Source organism: Saccharothrix luteola, assembly GCF_020859565.1.
Taxonomy (GTDB): domain Bacteria; phylum Actinomycetota; class Actinomycetes; order Mycobacteriales; family Pseudonocardiaceae; genus Actinosynnema; species Actinosynnema luteola.
The window spans coordinates 20438-39435 of the sequence record NZ_JAJHUO010000057.1; the positions used below are offsets into that span (position 1 = coordinate 20438).

The window sequence follows — 18998 nt, forward strand, 5'->3', positions numbered from 1 at the left end:
CGCCATGTAGCAACCGAACACGTCTAACTCAATAGTATTCATCGACCACACGCTTCAATGTCGATTCAAGGAAGTAAAGAAAGCCTTCAATGTCTTTCGAGACCTCTTCCGGCGGAGCACCCATGGATTGGTAGACATTTTCATTTACAGGCCCTGACGACAGCAGATATACCGGGGATCCTGAACTCGGAATAGCGAAAAGCCCGCCGCCGCCATCACTTCCGAACACGTAAATTCGTCCGTCGACAATCTCCGGAGCATACATAGGGGTGCCGTGCTCGCGCGAGTTGAGAACGAAGTCGACTGGATGAATAAAATAACCATTGTTCAAATCGGGTAGCTGCACTTCCCGAACTGCGGTATAGAACTCAACCAGGTCCACTGGAAGATCATCGAGCGCGCCAACCGGTCCATCTCGGACAGGTTCGACCCGATTACCCTCTGCCTCGTAGCCGTAAACCTGCTCGAACTCCGACTCGAACCGCTCGACCAGTGGCCCCATTCGTCCAAGCCACGCCTCCAAGTCCACCTCAAACGCCCCTTAGTTCTTTTTCGATCAATGATACCAGAAGAAACCCGAGAACTCCTCGTCGATCCTACGTGCGAACTGCTCTATTTGGCCCCTGTTTGCGTTCGGATTGTCGCGCGCGAACTTGTTCCAGCGATCGGTGATGTGCTGGTGATGATTGGTCTTAGGGCCTGGTATGCGACTACCTTGGACGCCTCTGATGTTACTTGGCGCATCGAAATCGAAGTCTCTGAACTCGGGATGGTTCCGATACATGCTGGGTATGGCATGATGAGCGTCTCAATTGTTTGGAAGTCGGGGCTTACCTCCCGCTTGCAATGCGACCTGAAAGCGTCCTCGATAGTTTTCCGCTGCGGGCGGCTGTCTCCCGCTGCCCTTGTTCAGCTTTCCTATGGCCCCGCCGCCGCCGATCGCGGCGAGCATCGAGATCGCCGCGTCGGTTCCCATGCCGACATCAGGTCGCGCCAACACGAGGTCTACAATGAAGGAGGCCGAGCACTCCCTCCCGATCCAGTTGCAAGACCGTTCGAGGAGTGTGTAAACCTCTTCGGCGAGCAAAAGTCCGGTGTCGTCATCCTTGCGATACGGCATGTTCTGCATGTCTTTTTTAGCCTCATGCAGTAGCTTGCCGAGATCCGGGGCGGTGGAAGGCAGGAAGACGTCGTTGATGTAGTAAGTATTGGCGTTGCGGTCATAGGTCAGGACAAGTCCGTCTGCTACCTCCGAACTGAAAAATGGTACATCGTCACTGCTGGGGCCGCAGCATTTGTCGTAGTTCTTCGCACCGCATCCCGCGCCGTCGATGCCGCATTGCGCGATGAGGCCGGTGGGGTCGCTGTAGGTGGTGGGGTTGTTGCCGGCGTAGGTGTAGCCGGTCCATTGTTGGGAGTCGGTGAGGTCGAGGATGGGGTCGACGCTGATGAAACGGCCGGTGGTGGCGTCGTATTTACGGGCGCCGATGTCGGTGAGGCCGGTGGTTTCGCTGACCGGTTTGTCGAGGAAGCCGTGGCGGTCGGGCCAGGGGCGGCCTTCGACCTGGCCGAGTGGGTTGCCGTAGGGGTCAATGGTGCGGCGGCTGATGGCGAAGCCGACCGACTCGACCGCGACGGCGCTGGTGTTGTGCAGGTCGGAGACGAGGTAGGTGGGGTTGGTGTTGCCGACCCTGACGGCGATGGTGGTGCCGTTGTGGGTGTAGTAGCGGGTGCCGACGAGGGTTCCGGTGGTGTTGTCGCGGGTCAGTTCCTGGCCCGGCAGGTAGAGAGTGGTCTTGTCAGGGTCGCGCCGGATGAGTTGGTTGCCGTCGGCGTCATAGGCGTAGGTCGTTGGCCCGTTGGGTGAGGTGACCGTCTCCAGTCGGTTCTCGTGGTCCCATTTGAGGATGTGTTCGCCGGTGGGCAGGATGCGGTCGGTGGTGTTACCGGCCGGGTCGTACTTGTAGGTCGACACTGTCTGGCCCGCGGGGCCGATGGTAGTGGCGCTCGTGAGCGTGTGTGGTTGTGGGCTGCCGTCGGTCGGGTAGTCGTAGTTTGTGACGGTGTCGCCGGTGGAGCCGGGCAGGGCGTGCTGCGTCTGCGTGTCGCGCAGGCCACCGGTCGAGAAGCTCCACGTCGTCCAGTACGGGGTGGGGCCGCCGATGTTGACGTTGCCCGGGGTGGTGGACGGGGTGGCTGCGCAGTCGTCGGTGGCGGTCCAGGCGTTGTCCAGCCGGCGCAGGGCGTCGTAGGAGTAGCACTGGGTGCGGACCAGTGCGCGCGGCGCGGTTCCCTGGATGTTGACGGTCTTGGTGACGTTGCCGACGGCGTCGTAGGTGTAGCGGGTGTCGTCGATGTCCGGCTCGGCTTGTTGTGCCGACAGCTTGGTCTGGGTGAGGCGGCGGGTTTGCGCGTCGTAGTCGTAGGTGAGCTTGGCGGTGTTGTTCGACGGGCCGAGGGTGAACTGGCGGGCTTCGCCGTATGGGGTGTAAATCGAGTCCGTGACGTAGGCGTTGTAGCCCGCGGTTGTCACCGGCTTGCCGTACTTGTTGTAGGTGACGCCGATGGCCTCACCGGGCAGTCCACCGGCGGTCGGCTGTTGGATCTGGGTGACCTGGCCGGTCCTCGTGTAGCCGTAGGTGGTGGTGTAGAGGGCGTTGAGCCCGGTCTCGGCCGCCGGGATCTGGACGATCGTTTTGCCGACCCAGCCCGCTCCGGTGTATGCGCTGACACCGGAGAGGTATTTGCCCTCGGGTGTGTGCCGGGTGGAGTACCAGGGCAGGCCGACGCCGTTCTGCGCCCCGTCGTACAGCCACGACGCGAGAAGGGTCCCGTTGATCGAGTCGGCGTGCTGGGCGGTCTTCCGGCCCAGCTCGTCGTACTTGTAGGCCAGCGTCCTGCCGCGCGCGTCCTTGGTGCTGGTGATCTGCCCTGCCAGGTCATAGGTGGTGGTGGAGGTGCCGCGGTCGGGGTCGGTCTGGCTGATCTCACGGCCGAGCAGGTCGTAGGTGTAGGCCCACTGGTTGCCGACCGGGTTGGTGAGCTTCTTGCGCTGTCCGAGTGCGGTGTATTCGGTGACGTTGGTTTGGTAGGTGCCTCCGGACACGACGGCGCCGTTGACCGTGGGCAGCGTGGTGTATTTCCGCACCTCGGTCTCGCGGCCTCGGGCGTCGGTGATGGCGGTGGTCGTGGTCCCGCCCTGCGGTGGGATGACGGTGACGCGGTCGCCGCCGTGGACGGTCTTGGTCGCCCAAGTCCGGGTCACGCCCTTGTACGCCGTTTCCAGCACTGTGCGTCCCGCGCCGTCGTACTCGGTGACCGTGCGGTTGTTGACCGACTTGTAGTCGACCCCGATCAGGGTTGTACTCGGGCTGCCGTTGGTGAGAAAGCCGCTGCTGGTGTGCCTGACTCGGCCGTGGGTGTCGTAGGACAGGTCGGTGACGACGCGGCCGCCGTCGAGCGCGTCCGCTTGGGTCTGGCGGAGCTGACCGAAGGCGTCGTACAGGTCGACCTTCGTGACGTAGTTGGTGCCTGTCCGGTAGTCGACGAAGGTCTTGCTGGTGACGGCGAGTGGGCCGTCGGCGCGGAGCAGGTAGTCGTAGGTCGTGGTCGCCGGGTCGAAGCCCTTGCTTTGGCTCGGTTTCCAGACCGCGGTCAGCCTGCCCAGCGGGTCGTAGGTGGCGTCGGTGCGTCGTGATCCGACGTCGAGGCTGACGGTGGTGTTGCCGCGAGAAGGCTCGAACTCGGCGGTGCTGGTCTGGTTCTTGGCGTTGGTCGTCACGGTCTTGGTGAGCACCCCGCCGTCGGCCGGGGTGTAGGCCGTGCGGGTGGTGCGTCCGAGGGCATCGGTCGAGCTGGTGGAGCGACCGGCGGCGTCGAAGGTCGCGGTCGCCGTCGTCGCGTAGGTCAACCGGTCGTTGTCGTTGGCCGTAACTGAGTCGATCCGGGTGGGGTCGCCCGCGGTGACCTCTCCGAGAGCCGACTTCCCGTCGTAGTAGGTGCGGGTCGAGCTGAGGATGGCGCTCTGCGACGTCCCCTCCGACGGGCAGACCTGCTGGGAGACCGTCGTTTCCGCCACGCGGTCACGGACCCAGGTCGTGGTGTTGTCGGCATAGGTGGTCGTCGTGCAGAGGTCGGGCACTCCGTCACCGGACTCCGTCTGGGCGGTCAGCCTGCCAGCGCGTCGTACCGGTGTGTCTTCGTCATCGTGCGGGTGCCGCCGGCGGCGAGGTCGGTGATGGTCCGACTGCGGGAAAAGCCGGTGAGCTCCGCGGTCAGTGCGGGCAGGTTCGCGCGTTGCCGGGTCGCGGTGGCGCCGAGGACCTGTGGCACGGTGATGGACGTGGAGATCCTGCTTACGCTGTCGCCGTTGAAGACCTCCTTCTCGAAGGCGGTGTCGGCGAACTGGCGGTGGTCGGTGACCTCCTCGTTGAGCGAGTTGCGGACCGTGGCCGGTCGGCGGCCGTTGTTGGGCATGACGTCGGCGTCCATGCCGCGGAAGTAGGTCGTGCGGGTGAGCGTCTGCTTGTCGTGGACACTGTCGACGGTGTGCCCTGTGTTGCCGGTACGCACCTCCACTCGGCCGTAGCCGCGGAACTGGCCGTAAGTGCGGTGTTCGGGCTTGACGATCTCGACGTCGTCGTAGTGCCACGCAGGCGTACCGAGGTAGGTGTAGGCGGTGACCTGGGTCGGTGAGACCTCGGTGAGGTCCTGCACTTCCACGCGGTCGACGACGTACTTGTGGAAGAAGTCCAGCGTCGGGTCGACGTTGTACGGCTGCGTCCAGTAGACCGGGTAGCAGCGGCGGTCGTTGTAGGCCAGGTCGGTCGGCACGCTGGACGCCGTGCAGTCGCGTGAGCTGTAGAAGACGTTGATCGACGTGCCGGTCTCGGTGGCGATGTTGGTGATCCGCCAGTGCACGAGCGCGGGCAGGTTGTTGTAGCCCTGCACTCGATTGTCGAACACCTGACCGGTGAACGTGACCGGCGGGACAGTGATCCCACTCTATCCGCACAGATCCTGTTTCCACCTTCAGCCGTCGTCCGCCGCACTTTTCGTGGAAGGACGTCACGATTCAGCGCGGACGACCTGTTCCTCCGGCTCTGCGGTGAGCTCTCGACGGTGGTGCGGGACTCGTCGGGGCGATGGTTCAGCGGAGGACTCTCAAGGTCGTCGACGGGGTGTGCTGTCCCGCAAAACGACGTTCGCGGAGACCGGTACGACCCGCGAGACGTCGTCGTCGGTGAGCGCGAGTTCCACCGCGCAGAGGCCGACCTGGCGCAGGGGCACGGTCACGGAGGTCAGCGCCGGGACGACGTCCACCGCCGGGCCGATGTCGCCGAAGCCAGCCACGGCGATGTCCCGGCCGGGGACGAGCCCGGCGTCGCGGAAGGCGGTCATCACGCCGATCGCCATGACGTCGTTGACCGCGACGACGAGTTCCGTGTCCCCCAGGCCCTGCTGGGTGAGTCGGCGGCCGGCCTCATGGCCGCCGCGGCGGCTGAACTCGGCTTCGACCACGAACCGCTCCTCGACGCCGATGTTGAGCTCGCGAAGGCCGTCCATGAGGCCTTCGCACCGGTCGCGGGACGTCCGGAGTGCGACATGCGCGCGGACGACCGCGAACCGCCGGTAGCCCAGCCCCACCAGCTCCCGGGCGAGCTGCCTCGCTCCCCCATAGTTGTCGATGCTGACGGTGCTGAAGGGCAGGTCGTGCCCGCTCACCAGGACGACGCTGCCGCCCGCTCTCCGGTAGGCGTCCAGCTCCTCGACGAGAGCGGCGCGCGTGTCAGTGCCGTCGATGCGGCTCCCGGTCAGGATGATGGCGCGGGGTCGCATGCCGCGCAGCGTCCGGACGATCTGGAGTTCCCGTTCGGCGGAGCGGTCCGCGACCGCCATGGACACGACGAGCCCGGCGGCCTCCGCCGCCTCGATCACCCCACCCGCGACGGAGGAGAAGTACGGGTCGTCGACGCCGCCGACGACCAGCGCGACGGTGTTCGTCGTCCCCCTCGCGATCGCCTGCGCGGACAGGTGCGGCGTGTAGTCCAGTTCGGCGGCCGCGGCGAGCACCCGGGCGACGTTCTCCCGGCGGACGATCCGGGTGCTGCCGTTGAGCACGCGCGACGCCGTCGCCTGGGAGACGCCCGCGGTCCGCGCCACGTCGTGCAGCGTCGCCTGGCGTTTCGCGGACGCGGCATCCCCGTGCCGCCGCGAAGGCGCCGCCGAACCGTCTGCCATGACCGAATTGTGCACCGAGCCGAACGGCGCGTTCGAAGCGGCGGGCTGCTTGCGGGTTGTCATCTGGCGGGTGACCTGCCCACTCACGGCGGAATGCGTTTTCCTCCTCGAGCTGGCGGTCCACCGCAGATTCGTTCGGATAACGTCGAGGGCGGCGTGCTTCGCGGTACGGGAGGGAACGGCACTGTGCCTCATCCAGCCAGGCAGACCGTCACCCTGCGCGAGGTGGCGGCGGCCGCCGGCGTGTCCGTCGCCACCGCGTCACGGGTGCTGGGCGGCAGTTCCCGGACCGTCGCGCCGGAGTACGAGCGGCGGGTCCTCCTCGCCGCTGCCGAGCTGCGTTACACCGCGGACGCCTCGGCCCGGTCGATGCGCCGCGCGAACGACTCGATCGCGGTCGTCGCCGACGACCTCACCACCCCGTCGATCGGGATCGCCGTCGCGGCGATGGAACGGCGGGCGCGCGACGCCGGCGCGTTCGTCACGGTCTCGTCGACCCACGGCACCGTCGAGCGCCAGCTCGAAACCGTCCGGTCGCAGCGTGCGCTCCGACCGCGGGCGCTCATCCTGACCTCGAGCCGGATCGAGGCGAACGCCCTGGACGGCCGCCTCCTCGGCGAGTTGCTCGGCTACGAACGCGAGGGTGGCCGGGTGGTGATCGTCGGTGACACCGACATGCCGTTCAACTCCATCGGCTTCGACAACCACGGCTCCGCCAGGGAACTCGCCGCCCACGTCGCCGGGTCGGGGCACCGACACGTGACGATCCTCGCGGGGGTGCGTGGCCGGGGGAACGTCTCCGACCGCACCTCGGGCTTCGTGGCCGGGCTCCGCGACGGTGGTGTCGACGGGCGGCACATCCGGATCTCGCACTGCGCGGTGAGTCGCCAGGGGGGCTTCGACGCGACGCGGCGTCTGCTCGCCAAGGGGCTCGGGCGCACCAACGCGGTCCTCGCCGCCAACGACACCATCGCCATCGGCGCGATGTCCGCCCTCCGTGCCGCCGGTGTCGAGGTCCCCGCGGACGTCTCGGTGACCGGTTTCGACGACATCGAGCTCGCGATCGACGTGACACCGCGGCTCACAACCGTGTCGCTGCCGTTGGCGCGGGCAGGAGCCGAGGCGGTCCGCCTCGCGCTCGCCGAGCATTCGGAAGCCGAGCACCTGACGATGCACGGGCAGGTCGTCGTTCGGGACAGCACGACGGTCCGCGCCGGCTGACCACCTCTGCGGTCCGCCTCCGGGTGATCGCGCACGGCCGGTCGTCAACAGGCACACCGACGTCAGCGGGTCGGCGCGTTCACGTGCCGGAGACCTTGACGCGCTCAGCCGACCACATGCACACTTTCGCGGAATACGTTTTCCCAGTCGGCCTGTTCCTCGCGCACCCGCCGATGCGCCTCCCATGGACGTGAGCCGCCCGCGCCTGAGCCGTCACGCCAGGTTTGCCGCTTGAGGCGAACACCACCACGAGGAGAAGAGGCACAAGTGATCGCCCACCGTCGAATCGCGCCGAGGACGCTTGCCACCGCGTTATGCGCGTTGGCCGCCGTGTTCCTCTCGGTCGCACTGGCCCCCGCGGGGCCGGCCGACGCCGCGAGCTCCACGTACTACGTGAGCGCGGCCGGGAACGACACCAACGCCGGGACCAGCAGCGACGCGCCCTGGCGCACGCTGGGCAAGGTGAACTCGACGAGTTTCCAGCCCGGCGACACCATCCGCTTTCGGGCGGGTGACAGCTGGGTCGGGCAGTTGTGGCCGAAGGGGTCCGGCGCCGACGGCGCCCCGATCGCCGTCGACCGCTACGGGGACGGCGCCAAGCCGAAGCTCGTCGGTCAGGGCGCCGTCGGCGAGGTGGTGCGGCTGTTCAACCAGCAGTACTGGGAGATCCGCAACCTCGACGTGTCGAACGCGAGGCCCGCGACGGGGACGCCCGGTGCGAACCTCGGCGACTTCCGCGGCATCGGGGTGCATGGCGACAACGGCCGGACGCTGCGCCACTTCGTGGTCGACTCGGTCGACGTGCACGACGTGACGGGCGAGGTCAAGTGGATCGGCGGCGACCCCGCGGACAACTCGCCCGGTGTCACCTGGAAGACCGGCTGGGACCGGTCCAAGAACACCGGCGGCATCGTCTTCGCCACCACCGTGCCCAACATCGCCGCGCCCGGCAACCCGACCGTGCTCACCGACATCACCGTGCAGAACTCCACGATCAGGAACACGTCGTTCGCGGGCGTCACCGTGAAGCAGTACACCGGTGACGCGCCGGGAGCCGTCCGGACGGGCTGGGGCACGCGCCGGACGGCCGACGACACCCTCTTCAGGCCGCACACGAACGTCACGATCCGCGGCAACTACATCACGCAGGCGAACACCGCCTTCGGCGGCAACGGCGTCTACCTCACCAACGTGCGAGACGGGCTCGTCGAGCGCAACGTGATCGACCGGGTCGGCGTGTCCGGCATCGAGACCTACTACGCCGACCGCGTCACCGTCCAGCACAACGAGGTCATGGGCACCCGACACGCACAGGGCAGTGCCGACGCGAACGGCATGGATCCCGACGTCGGCACCACCAACCAGCTGTTCCAGTACAACTACCTGCACGACAACGGCGACGGCATCCTGCTCTGCGGGTGCAACTCCGCAGCCCGGTTCGGCAGCGCGGTGATCCGCTACAACGTCGTGACCGGCAGCAAGCGGTGGAACCTCCACATGTGGCAGGAGTCCGGCACGGTGGCCTCCGTCTACAACAACACCTTCTACAGCACCGACGCGCCGAACATGGTCAGCGGCAACAACTCCGGCCGGGCCACGCTGACCAACAACCTGTTCGTGTCCGGGCGATCCAGTGCCGTCTTCCTGCAACAGTCGAGCCTCACCTACAACAACAACGGGTACTCGTCGAACCTCACGACCCGGCCCGCGTCCGACTCCAGACGCGTGGTCGGCGATCCGAGGTTCGTGAACCCCGCCGTCACAGGACCCTACGGCGACGAGAACGGACCGAGGCTCGACACCGCGGCGAACTTCGCGCTGCAGGCGGGATCGGTGTTCGTCGATGCCGGGGCCACGGTCACCGGCAGCGGCGGCCGCGACTTCGCCGGCACGCCCGTGCCGTCCGGCAGCCGACCGGACATCGGCGCCTTCGAGCACGGCGGAACGGCGCCCGGCATCTCGTTCACGGACTCGTTCGACGGCATGGCGACCGGCACGCTCGCCGACGGGGCGAACGGGTGGCGGGTCGTCTCGACCGGGAACGAGGTCCGCGTGGTGGACACGCCCTCCGCCGCCGACAAGAGCGTCCGGCTCAACCGCACGACCGACGGCGGCGGCACCGACGGGACCAACCTCGCCCGGATCTTCGGCACCCCGCTCCAGGGCGTGGTCACGATCGAGGCGCAGGTGATGCGCAACGACACACAAGCAGGCTGGTTCGGGTTGCCCTACGTGTACGACTCCAGCGGCGGCCAGGCCGTCAGCGTCGCGTTCGCACGTGGCGAGATCCACGCGTATGAGGGAAGTACGGCCCGTGTGGTCGGCACGTACACCTCTGGCCAGTGGTATCGGATCACGCTCACCGTGAACACGGTGGACCAGCGCTTCACCCTGGACGTCGACGGCCGGCGGGTGCTGACCGATGCCGCGTTCCGCACCTCGATGCCGGGGATCGGGAAGGTCGCGTGGTACGCGAACGCGGCGGAACGCGGGGCGGTGCACGTCGACGACGTGCGGATCTCGGGCGGTCCCGGATCCACCAACTGATGCCATGAGGGCAGCGCGGCTCCGCCGGGTCGTCAAGGCCCGGCGGAGAACCGTACCCCCGTGCGTCCGGGAGGCAGAGGCGGTTCGGCCGTCGACTCCCGCCAGATGATCCGGAACAGCGACTCGTCGTCCGCCTCGGGCTCGGTGCCGCGCAAACCCGCGATCAGCTTGGCCATGGCCTTGGAGCCGAGCCGTTCGAGGTCCACGTCGACCGTGGTCAGGGACGGGGTCATGAACTGCCCGATGTCGTTGTTGTCCCACCCGGTCACGCTGATGTCGCCCGGGACGTCCCAGCCGCGTTCCCGGACGCCCCGGACGACGCCGGCGGCGACGACGTCGTTGGCCGCGATCACCGCGGTCGGTCGTGCCCGGTTCGGGAGCGAACGGATCGCCTCGATGCCGGACTCCCCGGACCAGTCACCGTCGAAGACTCCGGCGGACGCGAGCCCGAGGCGTTCGACCGTCTCCAGGTAGCTCTGCTTGCGCGCCCGCGCGGAGGCGAACTGGGCGTCGCCGGCCACGTGCAGGAAGCGTGAGTGGCCGAGCGACGCCAAGTGCTCGACCATCCGCACCAGGGGTGTGGCGTCGGCCAAGTCCTTGATGCCGCGCATCTCGTCGTCGAAGTCTGCCGAGATCACCACGGTCGTCCGGTGGTGCAGCTGGTGCTCCACCGAGGGGAGCACGGGTGCGAGGGAGAGGATGCCCTCGAACTGCCCCGAGTCGGCGAGCTCCAGCAGGCGTTCGCTCCTCGCCCGCACGCCGCCCCCGGCGCTCACGACGTCCACGAAGTACCCGGCGCCGTCGGCCGTCGCTCCGGCTCCCGCCAGCATGCGCGACGGGTTGAACCCTATGGCGGGCATGAGGATCGCCAACCGGCCGGTCTTCCGCGTGCGCATGGACCGCGCCACCAGGTTGGGACGGTAGTCCAGCTCGCGGATCGCGTTCTCCACCCGTGCCACGGTCGCGGGCTTCAGCCCGCCGTTGAACCGCAGGAACCGCGACACCGTCTGGGGTGACACACCGGCGAGTCGCGCCACGTCCGTGATCGTCGGCCGTCGTCGCGCCGTGTCAGCGCCAGCCATCCGCGTCACCCAACCCCTCGCCAACGTCCAGGTGAGAACCGAGGGTACACACTGTTGACGCAAAAAGTGATCGATCACTATTGTCCTCGCAAGCCAAAGAGTGAACGATCACTTTTTGGGCCGAGCGAGTCCCCGGACGGACCCACGTCACCCACCGTGTGTCGCTGCGCCACTCAAGGGAGCACTGCCGTGAGCTCCATCAACGAACTGCGCCGGCTGCGCGGGCCCCAGCGGGGTGCGCGACAGCAGAACAAGGCCGCGCTGCTCTTCCTGCTGCCCTGGTTCGTCGGGCTCTTCGGGATCACGATCGGCCCGATGCTGGCGTCGCTGTTCCTCAGCTTCACCGACTACAACCTGTTGCAGCCGCCGGAGCTCAGCGGACTCGACAACTGGACGCGCATCCTCCACGACGAGCGCCTGCACAAGTCGCTCGGGGTGACGTTCACCTACGTCCTGGTCTCCATCCCGTTGCAGCTCGCGCTCGCCCTGGGGCTCGCCCTGCTGCTGGACAAGGGACTGCGTGGCCTCGCCTTCTACCGCTCCGCCTTCTACCTCCCGTCACTGATCGGCGGCAGCGTCGCGATCGCCGTGCTGTGGCGCACGGTCTTCGGGACCGACGGCCTGGTCAACGATCTGCTGGCGCTCGTCGGCATCGAGGGGCAAGGCTGGATCTCGGAGCCGGGGACGGCGCTGTCGACCCTCATCGTGCTGAACGTCTGGACGTTCGGCTCCCCCATGGTGATCTTCCTCGCCGGGCTGCGGCAGATCCCGACCGCCCTCTACGAGGCGGCCTCCGTCGACGGGGCGAGCCGCCTGCGCCAGTTCCGCAGCATCACCCTCCCGCTGCTGACACCCATCATCTTCTTCAACCTGGTGCTGCAGATCATCCACGCCTTCCAGACGTTCACCCAGGCCTTCGTGGTCTCCGGCGGCACCGGCGGTCCCGCCGACTCCACCCTCTTCTACTCGCTGTACCTCTACCAGCGCGGGTTCGGCCACTTCGACATGGGTTACGCGTCCGCGCTCGCGTGGCTGCTGCTCCTCATCGTCGCGATCTTCACCGCGATCAACTTCTGGGCCTCGAAGTACTGGGTGTTCTACAATGACTGAGCGCAGGATTCGCGCCCTCCTCAAGCACTTCCTCCTGGTGCTGTGCGCCCTGACGATGCTGTACCCCGTCCTGTGGATGGTGGTCGGCTCCCTGCGCCCGAAGAGCGAGATCTTCCGCAACCCGGGGCTCGCCCTGACGGACTTGCGGCTGGAGAACTACACCGACGGTTGGCACGCCTACGCCGAACCGTTCGGCTACTACATGATCAACTCGCTGATCGTCGTGATCGGCGCGATCCTCGGGAACCTCGTCGCCTGCTCCATGGCCGCGTACGCGTTCGCCAGGCTGGAGTTCCGCGCGAAGCGGGTGTGGTTCGCCATCATGCTCGTCACGATCATGCTGCCGATCCACGTGATCATCGTGCCGCAGTACGTGCTGTTCTCGGAGCTCGACTGGGTCAACACGTTCCTGCCCCTGATCGTGCCCAAGTTCCTGGCGACCGACGCCTTCTTCGTCTTCCTGATGGTGCAGTTCATCCGCGGCATCCCGCGCGAGCTCGACGAGGCGGCCAGGATCGACGGCGCCGGGCACGCGCGGATCTTCCTCAGCATCATCCTGCCGCTGATGGTCCCGGCGCTGGCGACCACCGCGATCTTCACCTTCATCTGGACCTGGAACGACTTCTACTCCCAGCTCATCTACCTCACCGACCCGGGCATGTACACCACTCCCCTCGCGCTGCGCGCCTTCGTCGACCAGCAGGCCGAAACGGACTGGGGCTCGGTGTTCGCCATGAGCGTGCTGTCCCTCGTTCCCGTCTTCCTGGTCTTCCTCGTCGGGCAGCGGTTCCTGCTGAAGGGAATCGCGACCACCGGCGGCAAGTAACCGAGAGGGCTACCGGGCACGCAGCGCACACGGACCACGGCCGGTCGGAAGCGTCGCGGCAATCAATTGGACACGAACGTCAGACCAGGGAGAACCACACGATGACCAGGCCCTTCAGCCGCGTCGCGATCGGAGCGGTCGCCGCACTCTCACTCGTGCTGACCGCCTGCTCCGGCGGCAGCAACGCAGGCTCCGATCCCGAGCTCAGCGACAAGCCGGTCACCATCCGCGTCACCTGGTGGGGAGCGGACGCGCGAGCCAAGCTCACCGACGATGCCATCGCTGCCTTCCAGCGGGAGCACCCCAACATCAAGGTCGAAGGGCAGTACAAGGACTGGGCCGGCTACTGGGACGCGCTCGCCACGACGACCGCGGCCAGGGACTCCCCTGACGTCATCCAGATGGACGAGCTCTACCTCGCGTCGTACTCCGATCGCGGAGCGCTGTACGACCTCGGCAAGGTCAGGAAGATCGTCGACACCTCGCAGTTCGACGACGAAGCCCTGTCCACCGGGCAGGTCGGGGGGACGCAGTACGCGCTTCCGATCGGCATCGGCGTTCTAGGCGTCGTCGCGAACGTCGACCTGTTCAAGAAGTACGGCGTGGAGCTCCCCGACGACAAGACGTGGACGTGGGACGACTACGCCAGGATCGCGAAAGAGCTGACGACCAAGAGCGGCGGCGAGATCCGCGGTGTGGGCGGCGCACCCGGCTTCGACGCCGGCAGCCTCAAGTACTGGGCCCGTCAGGACGGCGGCAACCTCTTCGACCAGGACGGCAACGTCTCGCTCGAACCGCGGTCGCTCGTCGGGATGTGGAAGTTCGGTCTGGAGCTGATCGCCGCCGAGGCGAGTGTCAGTGCCTCGACGATGGTCGAGGACCAGACCGCCGGGATCACCGCCGGCAGCTTCGCCACAGGCAAGGCGGCCATCGGCACGATCTACAACACCCAGATCACCGCGCTGCACAAGGCGGCGGGCGCCGACCTACGGCTGCTGCAACTGCCGCGCGTCGAGGGCATCGACGCCAACTTCTTCAAGCCCTCGATGTACTGGGCGGTCTCGAGCCAGAGCGAGCACCCGGCCGAGGCCGCGGCCTTCGTCGACTTCATGCTCAACCACCAGGACGCCGCCGACGTCCTCAAGACCGAGCGCGGGATCCCCGCGAACAAGGAGATGCGCCGGCACCTGGAGGCCGGTCTCACCGGAACCGACCGGACGGCGGTCGAGTACATGAACGCGGTGACACCGGGCAAGGCGCCGGTCGTGACGCCCAACGGCGGGAGCGGGATCGAGCCGATGCTGCAGCGCTACACCCAGGAGGTCTACTTCGACAAGACCTCGCCCGAAGCCGCCGCAGAGGCCTTCATCAAGGAGCTCCAGGGTGAAGTCGATGCGGCCAAGTAGCCGCACTCCCCCGGGACGCCACCGCGCCCCCGGGAAACACCGTCAGGACGGCGTCTCGATCGCGGTCCGGGACGGCGACACCGAGCTGTTCCGCTACGTGTACCGCCCGGACACGGTCCAACTGGAGTCCCCCAAGCCCTACATCCACCCGCTGCGCACCCGCGCCGGCCGGGTGGTCAGCCTGTTCCGCCCCCACGACCACGTGTGGCACAAGGGCATCGCGTGGTCCCTGCCGCACGTCGGCGCCGAGAACTTCCGGGGCGGTCCCACGTATGTCCACGGGCAGTTCTACGTCCGGCGCGCCGTTCTTCACCGAACGCCGGACGCTGCGAGCGGACCTGATCACCCGACAGGCCTGGGCGTTGACGTTCGAGACGACGATGACGAACGTCTCCGGAGCAGGTGTGGCCATCGGATCGCCCACCACCAAGGGACGGGAGAACGCCGGTTACGGCGGCCTGTTCCGGCGGGGGCCGCGATCGTTCACCGGTGGGCGGTTCGTGAGCGCGGACGGCGCCGCCGGCGAGGAGGTCCGCGGCAAGCGCATGGAGTGGCCGGCCTTCGCCGGCCGCCACGACGAGACGTCCGCGCGGTCACTCGTGCTCATGGTGGACGACACGACCAACCCGAACCACCCGCCGCAGTGGTTCGCCCGCGCCGAAGAGTTCGCGTGGCTCAACCCCGCACCGTTCTTCAGCGAGGAACTGACCGTCGAACACGGTGCCACCGTGCGGATCCGGTACGGCGTGGGCGTTGCCGACGCTGACGCGAGCGTGGCTCCCGCGCTCGCGCACGCCGTCCGCCAGGTGCTCGCGCGGTCCCATGCACCGAGCGCTGCCGGGCAACCCGCATGAGCGCGGTGACCGGCCAAGACCCGAGGGCGCACGCGCTCCGGGCGCTCGACCCACCCGATCCCCTCACCGCGGCCTGAGGACCGCACCGAACCAAATGGGACGGCGACCTGGACACACCGGTTCGTGCCGACCAACGTCGAACGATCGTCATTTGCGCAATCTTGCGCAACAGACCGCATGTCAGCAGGGAGAACAGACGATGACGTCGATCTCGGTCCCGGTCGAGGGGACGCCGCCCGCGCGGCGGTCGGGGTCCTCCGGTCGCAAACGGGTCGAGCGGAGGGGTTGGCTGTTCGTCGGGCCGTTCCTGGCCGTGTTCGCCCTGGTGTTCCTGGCGCCGATCGTCTACGCCGTGTGGTTGAGCCTGTTCCGCGAACAGGCGTTCTTCGGCGGCACCACGTTCGTCGGGCTGGACAACTACGTCACCGCCCTCGGTGACGACAAGTTCTGGTCGGCGTTCGGGCGCGTGCTGCTGTTCCTGGTGGTCCAGGTCCCGATCATGCTCCTGCTCGCGCTGGTCGCGGCCCTGGCCATCGACAGCGCCCGGTTGCACGCCGCCGGGTTGTTCCGGATCGTGATCTTCCTGCCGTACGCGGTGCCCGCCGTGGTGGCCACCCTGATGTGGGGCTTCATCTACGGCGACACCTTCGGCCTGGCCGCCGACCTCAACGACCTGTTCGGGCGGTCGGTCGTCCGGCCGCTGTCGGACGACTGGATCCTCGCCTCGATCGGCAACATCGTGACCTGGGAGTTCGTCGGCTACAACATGCTGATCCTCTACTCGGCGCTCAAGGTGGTGCCGCGCGACCTGTACGAGGCGGCGGCCATCGACGGCGCGGGCGCGTTCCGGACCATCGTGAGCATCAAGCTGCCCGCGATCCGCGGCGCGCTGGTGATCGCCACCATCTTCTCGATCATCGGCAGCTTCCAGCTGTTCAACGAGCCCAACGTGCTGCGGACGCTCGTGCCCAACGTGATCACCACGTCCTTCACGCCCAACATCTACGCCTACAACCTGTCGTTCGGCGGCCAGCAGTACGACTACGCGGCCGCCGTCGCGATCATCATGGGCGTCATCACCGCCGTCATCGCCTACGTCGTGCAGTTGCGCGGCGCGCGGAAGGACTCGTGACCGCCGTGGCCACCGCAGGTTCGTTCCTCAAGCCCCGCAAGTCGGTCACGCTGACCGTCGTCATGACGGCGTACCTGGTCTACACGCTGGTGCCGCTGGCGTGGCTGCTGATCAACGCGACCAAGACCCAGGCAGCCCTGTTCAGCACGCCGGGGCTGGCCTTCGGCGGCCCGTTCGCGCTGTTCGACAACATCGCCGAGACCTTCACCTACGACGGCGGCATCTTCCTGCGCTGGCTGGGCAACACCCTGCTCTACGTCGTCGTGGGCGCGGGCGGTGCGACCGCCCTGGCGACCGCCGCGGGCTACGGCCTGGCCAAGTACCGGTTCCGCGGTCGCAAGGCGGTGTTCGCCGTGCTGCTCGGCGCCATCGCGATCCCCGGCACCGTGCTGGCCGTGCCGACGTTCCTGATGTTCAGCAACCTGGGCCTGACCAACACGCCGTGGGCGATCATCATCCCGTCGCTGATCAGCCCGTTCGGCCTCTACCTGATCTGGGTCTACGCCACCGAGGCGGTGCCGGACGAGCTGATGGAGGCCGCCCGCATCGACGGCGCGGGCGAGGTCCGGATCTTCCTCACCGTCACACTCCGGTTGCTCGCGCCCGGCATCGTCACGGTCGCGTTGTTCGCGGTCGTGTCCACCTGGAACAACTACTTCCTGCCGCTGATCATGCTCAGCAAGCCGGACTGGTACCCGCTGACCGTCGGGCTCAACCAGTGGAGCGCGCAGGCCAACGGCGCGGGCGCCCAGCCGGTCTACCACCTGGTGATCACCGGCTCGCTCATCACCATCACCCCGCTCGTCGTGGCGTTCCTGCTGCTCCAACGCTTCTGGCAGTCGGGGCTGGGCGCGGGCAGCGTCAAGCAGTAGGACCGCCCGGCAGACCCGCGTCACCGCACAGTTCCCACACCCGCCGCGAAAGGACACCCCATGTCACCCACCAGGCGTCCCCGGAAGGTCACCGCCGCCTTGGCTGCCGCGCTCGTCACCGTGCTGTCCGGCTGCACCTCCGGCGGCGACGGCGCGACGCCGAACGTCGCCACCGGCACGCAGGAGGCCGTCGACGCGGCGCTGCGCGAAGGCGGCGAGATCACCTACTGGAGCTGGACCCCGTCGGCCAAGGCGCAGGTCGAGGCGTTCCAGCAGGAGTTCCCCAACGTCAAGGTCGACTACGTCAACGCGGGCAGCGGCAACGACCAGTACGTCAAGCTCCAGAACGCGATCAAGGCGGGCTCCGGCGCGCCCGACGTCGCCCAGATCGAGTACCAGACGCTGCCGCAGTTCGCCCTGCCCGGCTCGCTGGTCCCCCTCGACCAGTACGGCTTCGGCGCCTTCGAGAAGGAGTTCACCGCGTCCACGTGGAACGCGGTGAAGGTCGGCGGTGTCCTGTACGGCGTGCCCCAGGACTCCGGGCCGATGGCCCTGTTCTACAACAAGCAGGTCTTCGACCAGTACGGCATCGCCGTGCCCAGGACCTGGGACGAGTACGTCGACGCGGCCGAGAAGCTGCACGCGGCGGACCCGACCAAGTACATCACCTCCGACGTCGGTGACGCGGGCTTCGCCACCAGCATGATCTGGCAGGCCGGTGGGCGGCCGTTCAGCACCGACGGCAAGTCGGTGAAGATCAACCTCCAGGACGAGGGCACCAAGAAGTGGGTCTCGACCTGGAACCGGCTCGTCGAGGGCAAGCTGATCGCCCCGATGGCCGGCTGGACCGACGCCTGGTACCGGGCGCTGGCCGACGGCACGATCGCCACGCTCCCGTACGGCGCGTGGATGCCGGGCATCCTGCAGTCCTCGGTGCCCGACGGCGCGGGCAAGTGGGCCGTCGCGCCCATGCCCACCTACGACGGCAAGCCGGTCACCGCCGAGCACGGCGGCAGCACCCAGGCGGTGCTCAAGCAGAGCGCCAACCCCGCGCTCGCGGCGGCCTTCGTGCGCTGGCTCAACCACGGCAACGGCATCAAGCCGTTCCTGGACAGCGGCGGCTTCCCCGCCACCAAGGCCGACCTGGACGCACCGTCGTTCAAGGACGTGGAGTCGCCGTACTTCGGCGGGCAGAAGACCAACCAGGTGCTCACCGCCGCCGCCGGCGAGGTCGCGCCGGGCTGGAGCTACCTGCCGTACCAGCTCTACGCCAACAGCATCTTCGGCGACACCGTCGGCAAGTCCTACAAGGAGAACACCGACCTCGCACCGGGCCTCGAAGCCTGGCAGAAGGCACTGGTCGACTACGGCAACCAGCAGGGCTTCACCGTCACCACCGAATGACCTCACGGCGGGACGGCCGAACCGATCGGCCGTCCCGCCTTCACGGAGGTGTCATCCGGTCAGCGCAGGGCCCACTGCTGGTTCGCCTGGCCGTTGCACGACCACAGGACCAGCTTGGTGCCGTTGGTCGTGCCGTGGCCGGAGGCGTCCAGGCACAGGTTCGACTGGACACCGGTGGGGACTTGACCCTGGATGTTGGACACCAGACACACTTGGATCCTGACGATCCGGGTGGACAGGAGTCCCGTTCAGATGGTGATGAAGCACTACCCGCCGGAGTTCCGGGCCGAGGCGGTCGCGCTCT

At 67.5% G+C, this 18998-nt stretch carries 14 protein-coding genes and 2 pseudogenes; 10 read left to right on the top strand and 6 right to left on the bottom strand.

Annotated elements, in window-relative coordinates:
* Nucleotides 1-28: 28 nt before the first annotated feature.
* The 4 genes from LNK82_RS46035 to LNK82_RS46050 form a co-directional block, all read right to left on the bottom strand.
* Nucleotides 29-529: a hypothetical protein gene (locus LNK82_RS46035; RefSeq protein WP_230573130.1), complete on the bottom strand. Its 501-nt coding sequence runs from the start codon at nt 527-529 to the stop codon at nt 29-31.
* A gap of 279 nt (nt 530-808) precedes the next feature.
* On the bottom strand, nt 809-4141 hold the full coding sequence (locus LNK82_RS46040; protein ID WP_230573131.1) for an RHS repeat domain-containing protein: 3333 nt from the start codon (nt 4139-4141) through the stop codon (nt 809-811).
* Between the two features lie 26 nt (nt 4142-4167).
* Nucleotides 4168-4965 (bottom strand): hypothetical protein, encoded by a 798-nt coding sequence (locus tag LNK82_RS46045; RefSeq protein ID WP_230573132.1) that lies wholly within the window; start codon nt 4963-4965, stop codon nt 4168-4170.
* 198 nt (nt 4966-5163) lie between these two features.
* Entirely contained in the window at nt 5164-6240 is a 1077-nt protein-coding gene (locus LNK82_RS46050; RefSeq protein ID WP_230573133.1) for a LacI family DNA-binding transcriptional regulator, read from the bottom strand.
* Nucleotides 6241-6426: 186 nt separating this feature from the next.
* Here LNK82_RS46050 and LNK82_RS46055 point away from each other — a divergent pair, with 186 nt between their 5' ends.
* Together LNK82_RS46055 and LNK82_RS46060 are read left to right on the top strand one after the other, a co-directional pair.
* Nucleotides 6427-7461 carry a LacI family DNA-binding transcriptional regulator gene (locus LNK82_RS46055; RefSeq protein ID WP_230573134.1) on the top strand — a complete coding sequence of 345 codons (1035 nt, stop codon included), beginning with the start codon at nt 6427-6429 and terminating at the stop codon, nt 7459-7461.
* A 267-nt stretch (nt 7462-7728) separates the two neighbouring features.
* A complete protein-coding gene (locus tag LNK82_RS46060) occupies nt 7729-10008 on the top strand; it encodes a right-handed parallel beta-helix repeat-containing protein (RefSeq protein ID WP_230573135.1) in 2280 nt (759 codons plus the stop codon).
* 32 nt (nt 10009-10040) lie between these two features.
* On the opposite strand, the gene LNK82_RS46065 is transcribed toward LNK82_RS46060, so the two are convergent.
* The gene (locus tag LNK82_RS46065) at nt 10041-11090 is read right to left on the bottom strand and encodes a LacI family DNA-binding transcriptional regulator (RefSeq protein ID WP_230573136.1); all 1050 of its coding nucleotides are present in this window, start codon (nt 11088-11090) and stop codon (nt 10041-10043) included.
* Nucleotides 11091-11279: 189 nt separating this feature from the next.
* Here LNK82_RS46065 and LNK82_RS46070 point away from each other — a divergent pair, with 189 nt between their 5' ends.
* The 8 genes and pseudogenes from LNK82_RS46070 to LNK82_RS46100 all read left to right on the top strand — a co-directional run bounded on the left by LNK82_RS46070 (nt 11280) and on the right by LNK82_RS46100 (nt 18694).
* Nucleotides 11280-12200, top strand: coding sequence for a carbohydrate ABC transporter permease (locus LNK82_RS46070; RefSeq protein ID WP_230573137.1), 921 nt, complete (start codon nt 11280-11282; stop codon nt 12198-12200).
* A complete protein-coding gene (locus tag LNK82_RS46075; RefSeq protein ID WP_230573138.1) occupies nt 12193-13026 on the top strand; it encodes a carbohydrate ABC transporter permease in 834 nt (277 codons plus the stop codon). Before LNK82_RS46070 ends, LNK82_RS46075 begins: the two co-directional genes overlap by 8 nt.
* Nucleotides 13027-13127: 101 nt before the next feature.
* Entirely contained in the window at nt 13128-14432 is a 1305-nt protein-coding gene (locus LNK82_RS46080) for an ABC transporter substrate-binding protein (RefSeq protein ID WP_230573139.1), read from the top strand.
* A pseudogene (locus LNK82_RS48570) lies at nt 14419-14646 on the top strand (DUF6807 family protein); the annotation flags it as partial. The gene LNK82_RS46080 and the pseudogene LNK82_RS48570, both read left to right, overlap by 14 nt.
* 58 nt (nt 14647-14704) lie before the next feature.
* Nucleotides 14705-15286 (top strand): DUF6807 family protein, encoded by a 582-nt coding sequence (locus LNK82_RS46085; RefSeq protein WP_230573140.1) that lies wholly within the window; start codon nt 14705-14707, stop codon nt 15284-15286.
* A 199-nt stretch (nt 15287-15485) separates the two neighbouring features.
* A complete protein-coding gene (locus LNK82_RS46090; protein ID WP_230573141.1) occupies nt 15486-16418 on the top strand; it encodes a carbohydrate ABC transporter permease in 933 nt (310 codons plus the stop codon).
* Between the two features lie 62 nt (nt 16419-16480).
* Entirely contained in the window at nt 16481-17290 is an 810-nt protein-coding gene (locus LNK82_RS46095) for a carbohydrate ABC transporter permease (protein ID WP_268998229.1), read from the top strand.
* Between the two features lie 60 nt (nt 17291-17350).
* Nucleotides 17351-18694 (top strand): ABC transporter substrate-binding protein, encoded by a 1344-nt coding sequence (locus LNK82_RS46100; RefSeq protein WP_230573143.1) that lies wholly within the window; start codon nt 17351-17353, stop codon nt 18692-18694.
* A 59-nt stretch (nt 18695-18753) separates the two neighbouring features.
* On the opposite strand, the pseudogene LNK82_RS46105 reads toward LNK82_RS46100, so the two are convergent.
* A pseudogene (locus LNK82_RS46105) lies at nt 18754-18870 on the bottom strand (RICIN domain-containing protein); the annotation flags it as partial.
* Nucleotides 18871-18998 lie beyond the last annotated feature (128 nt).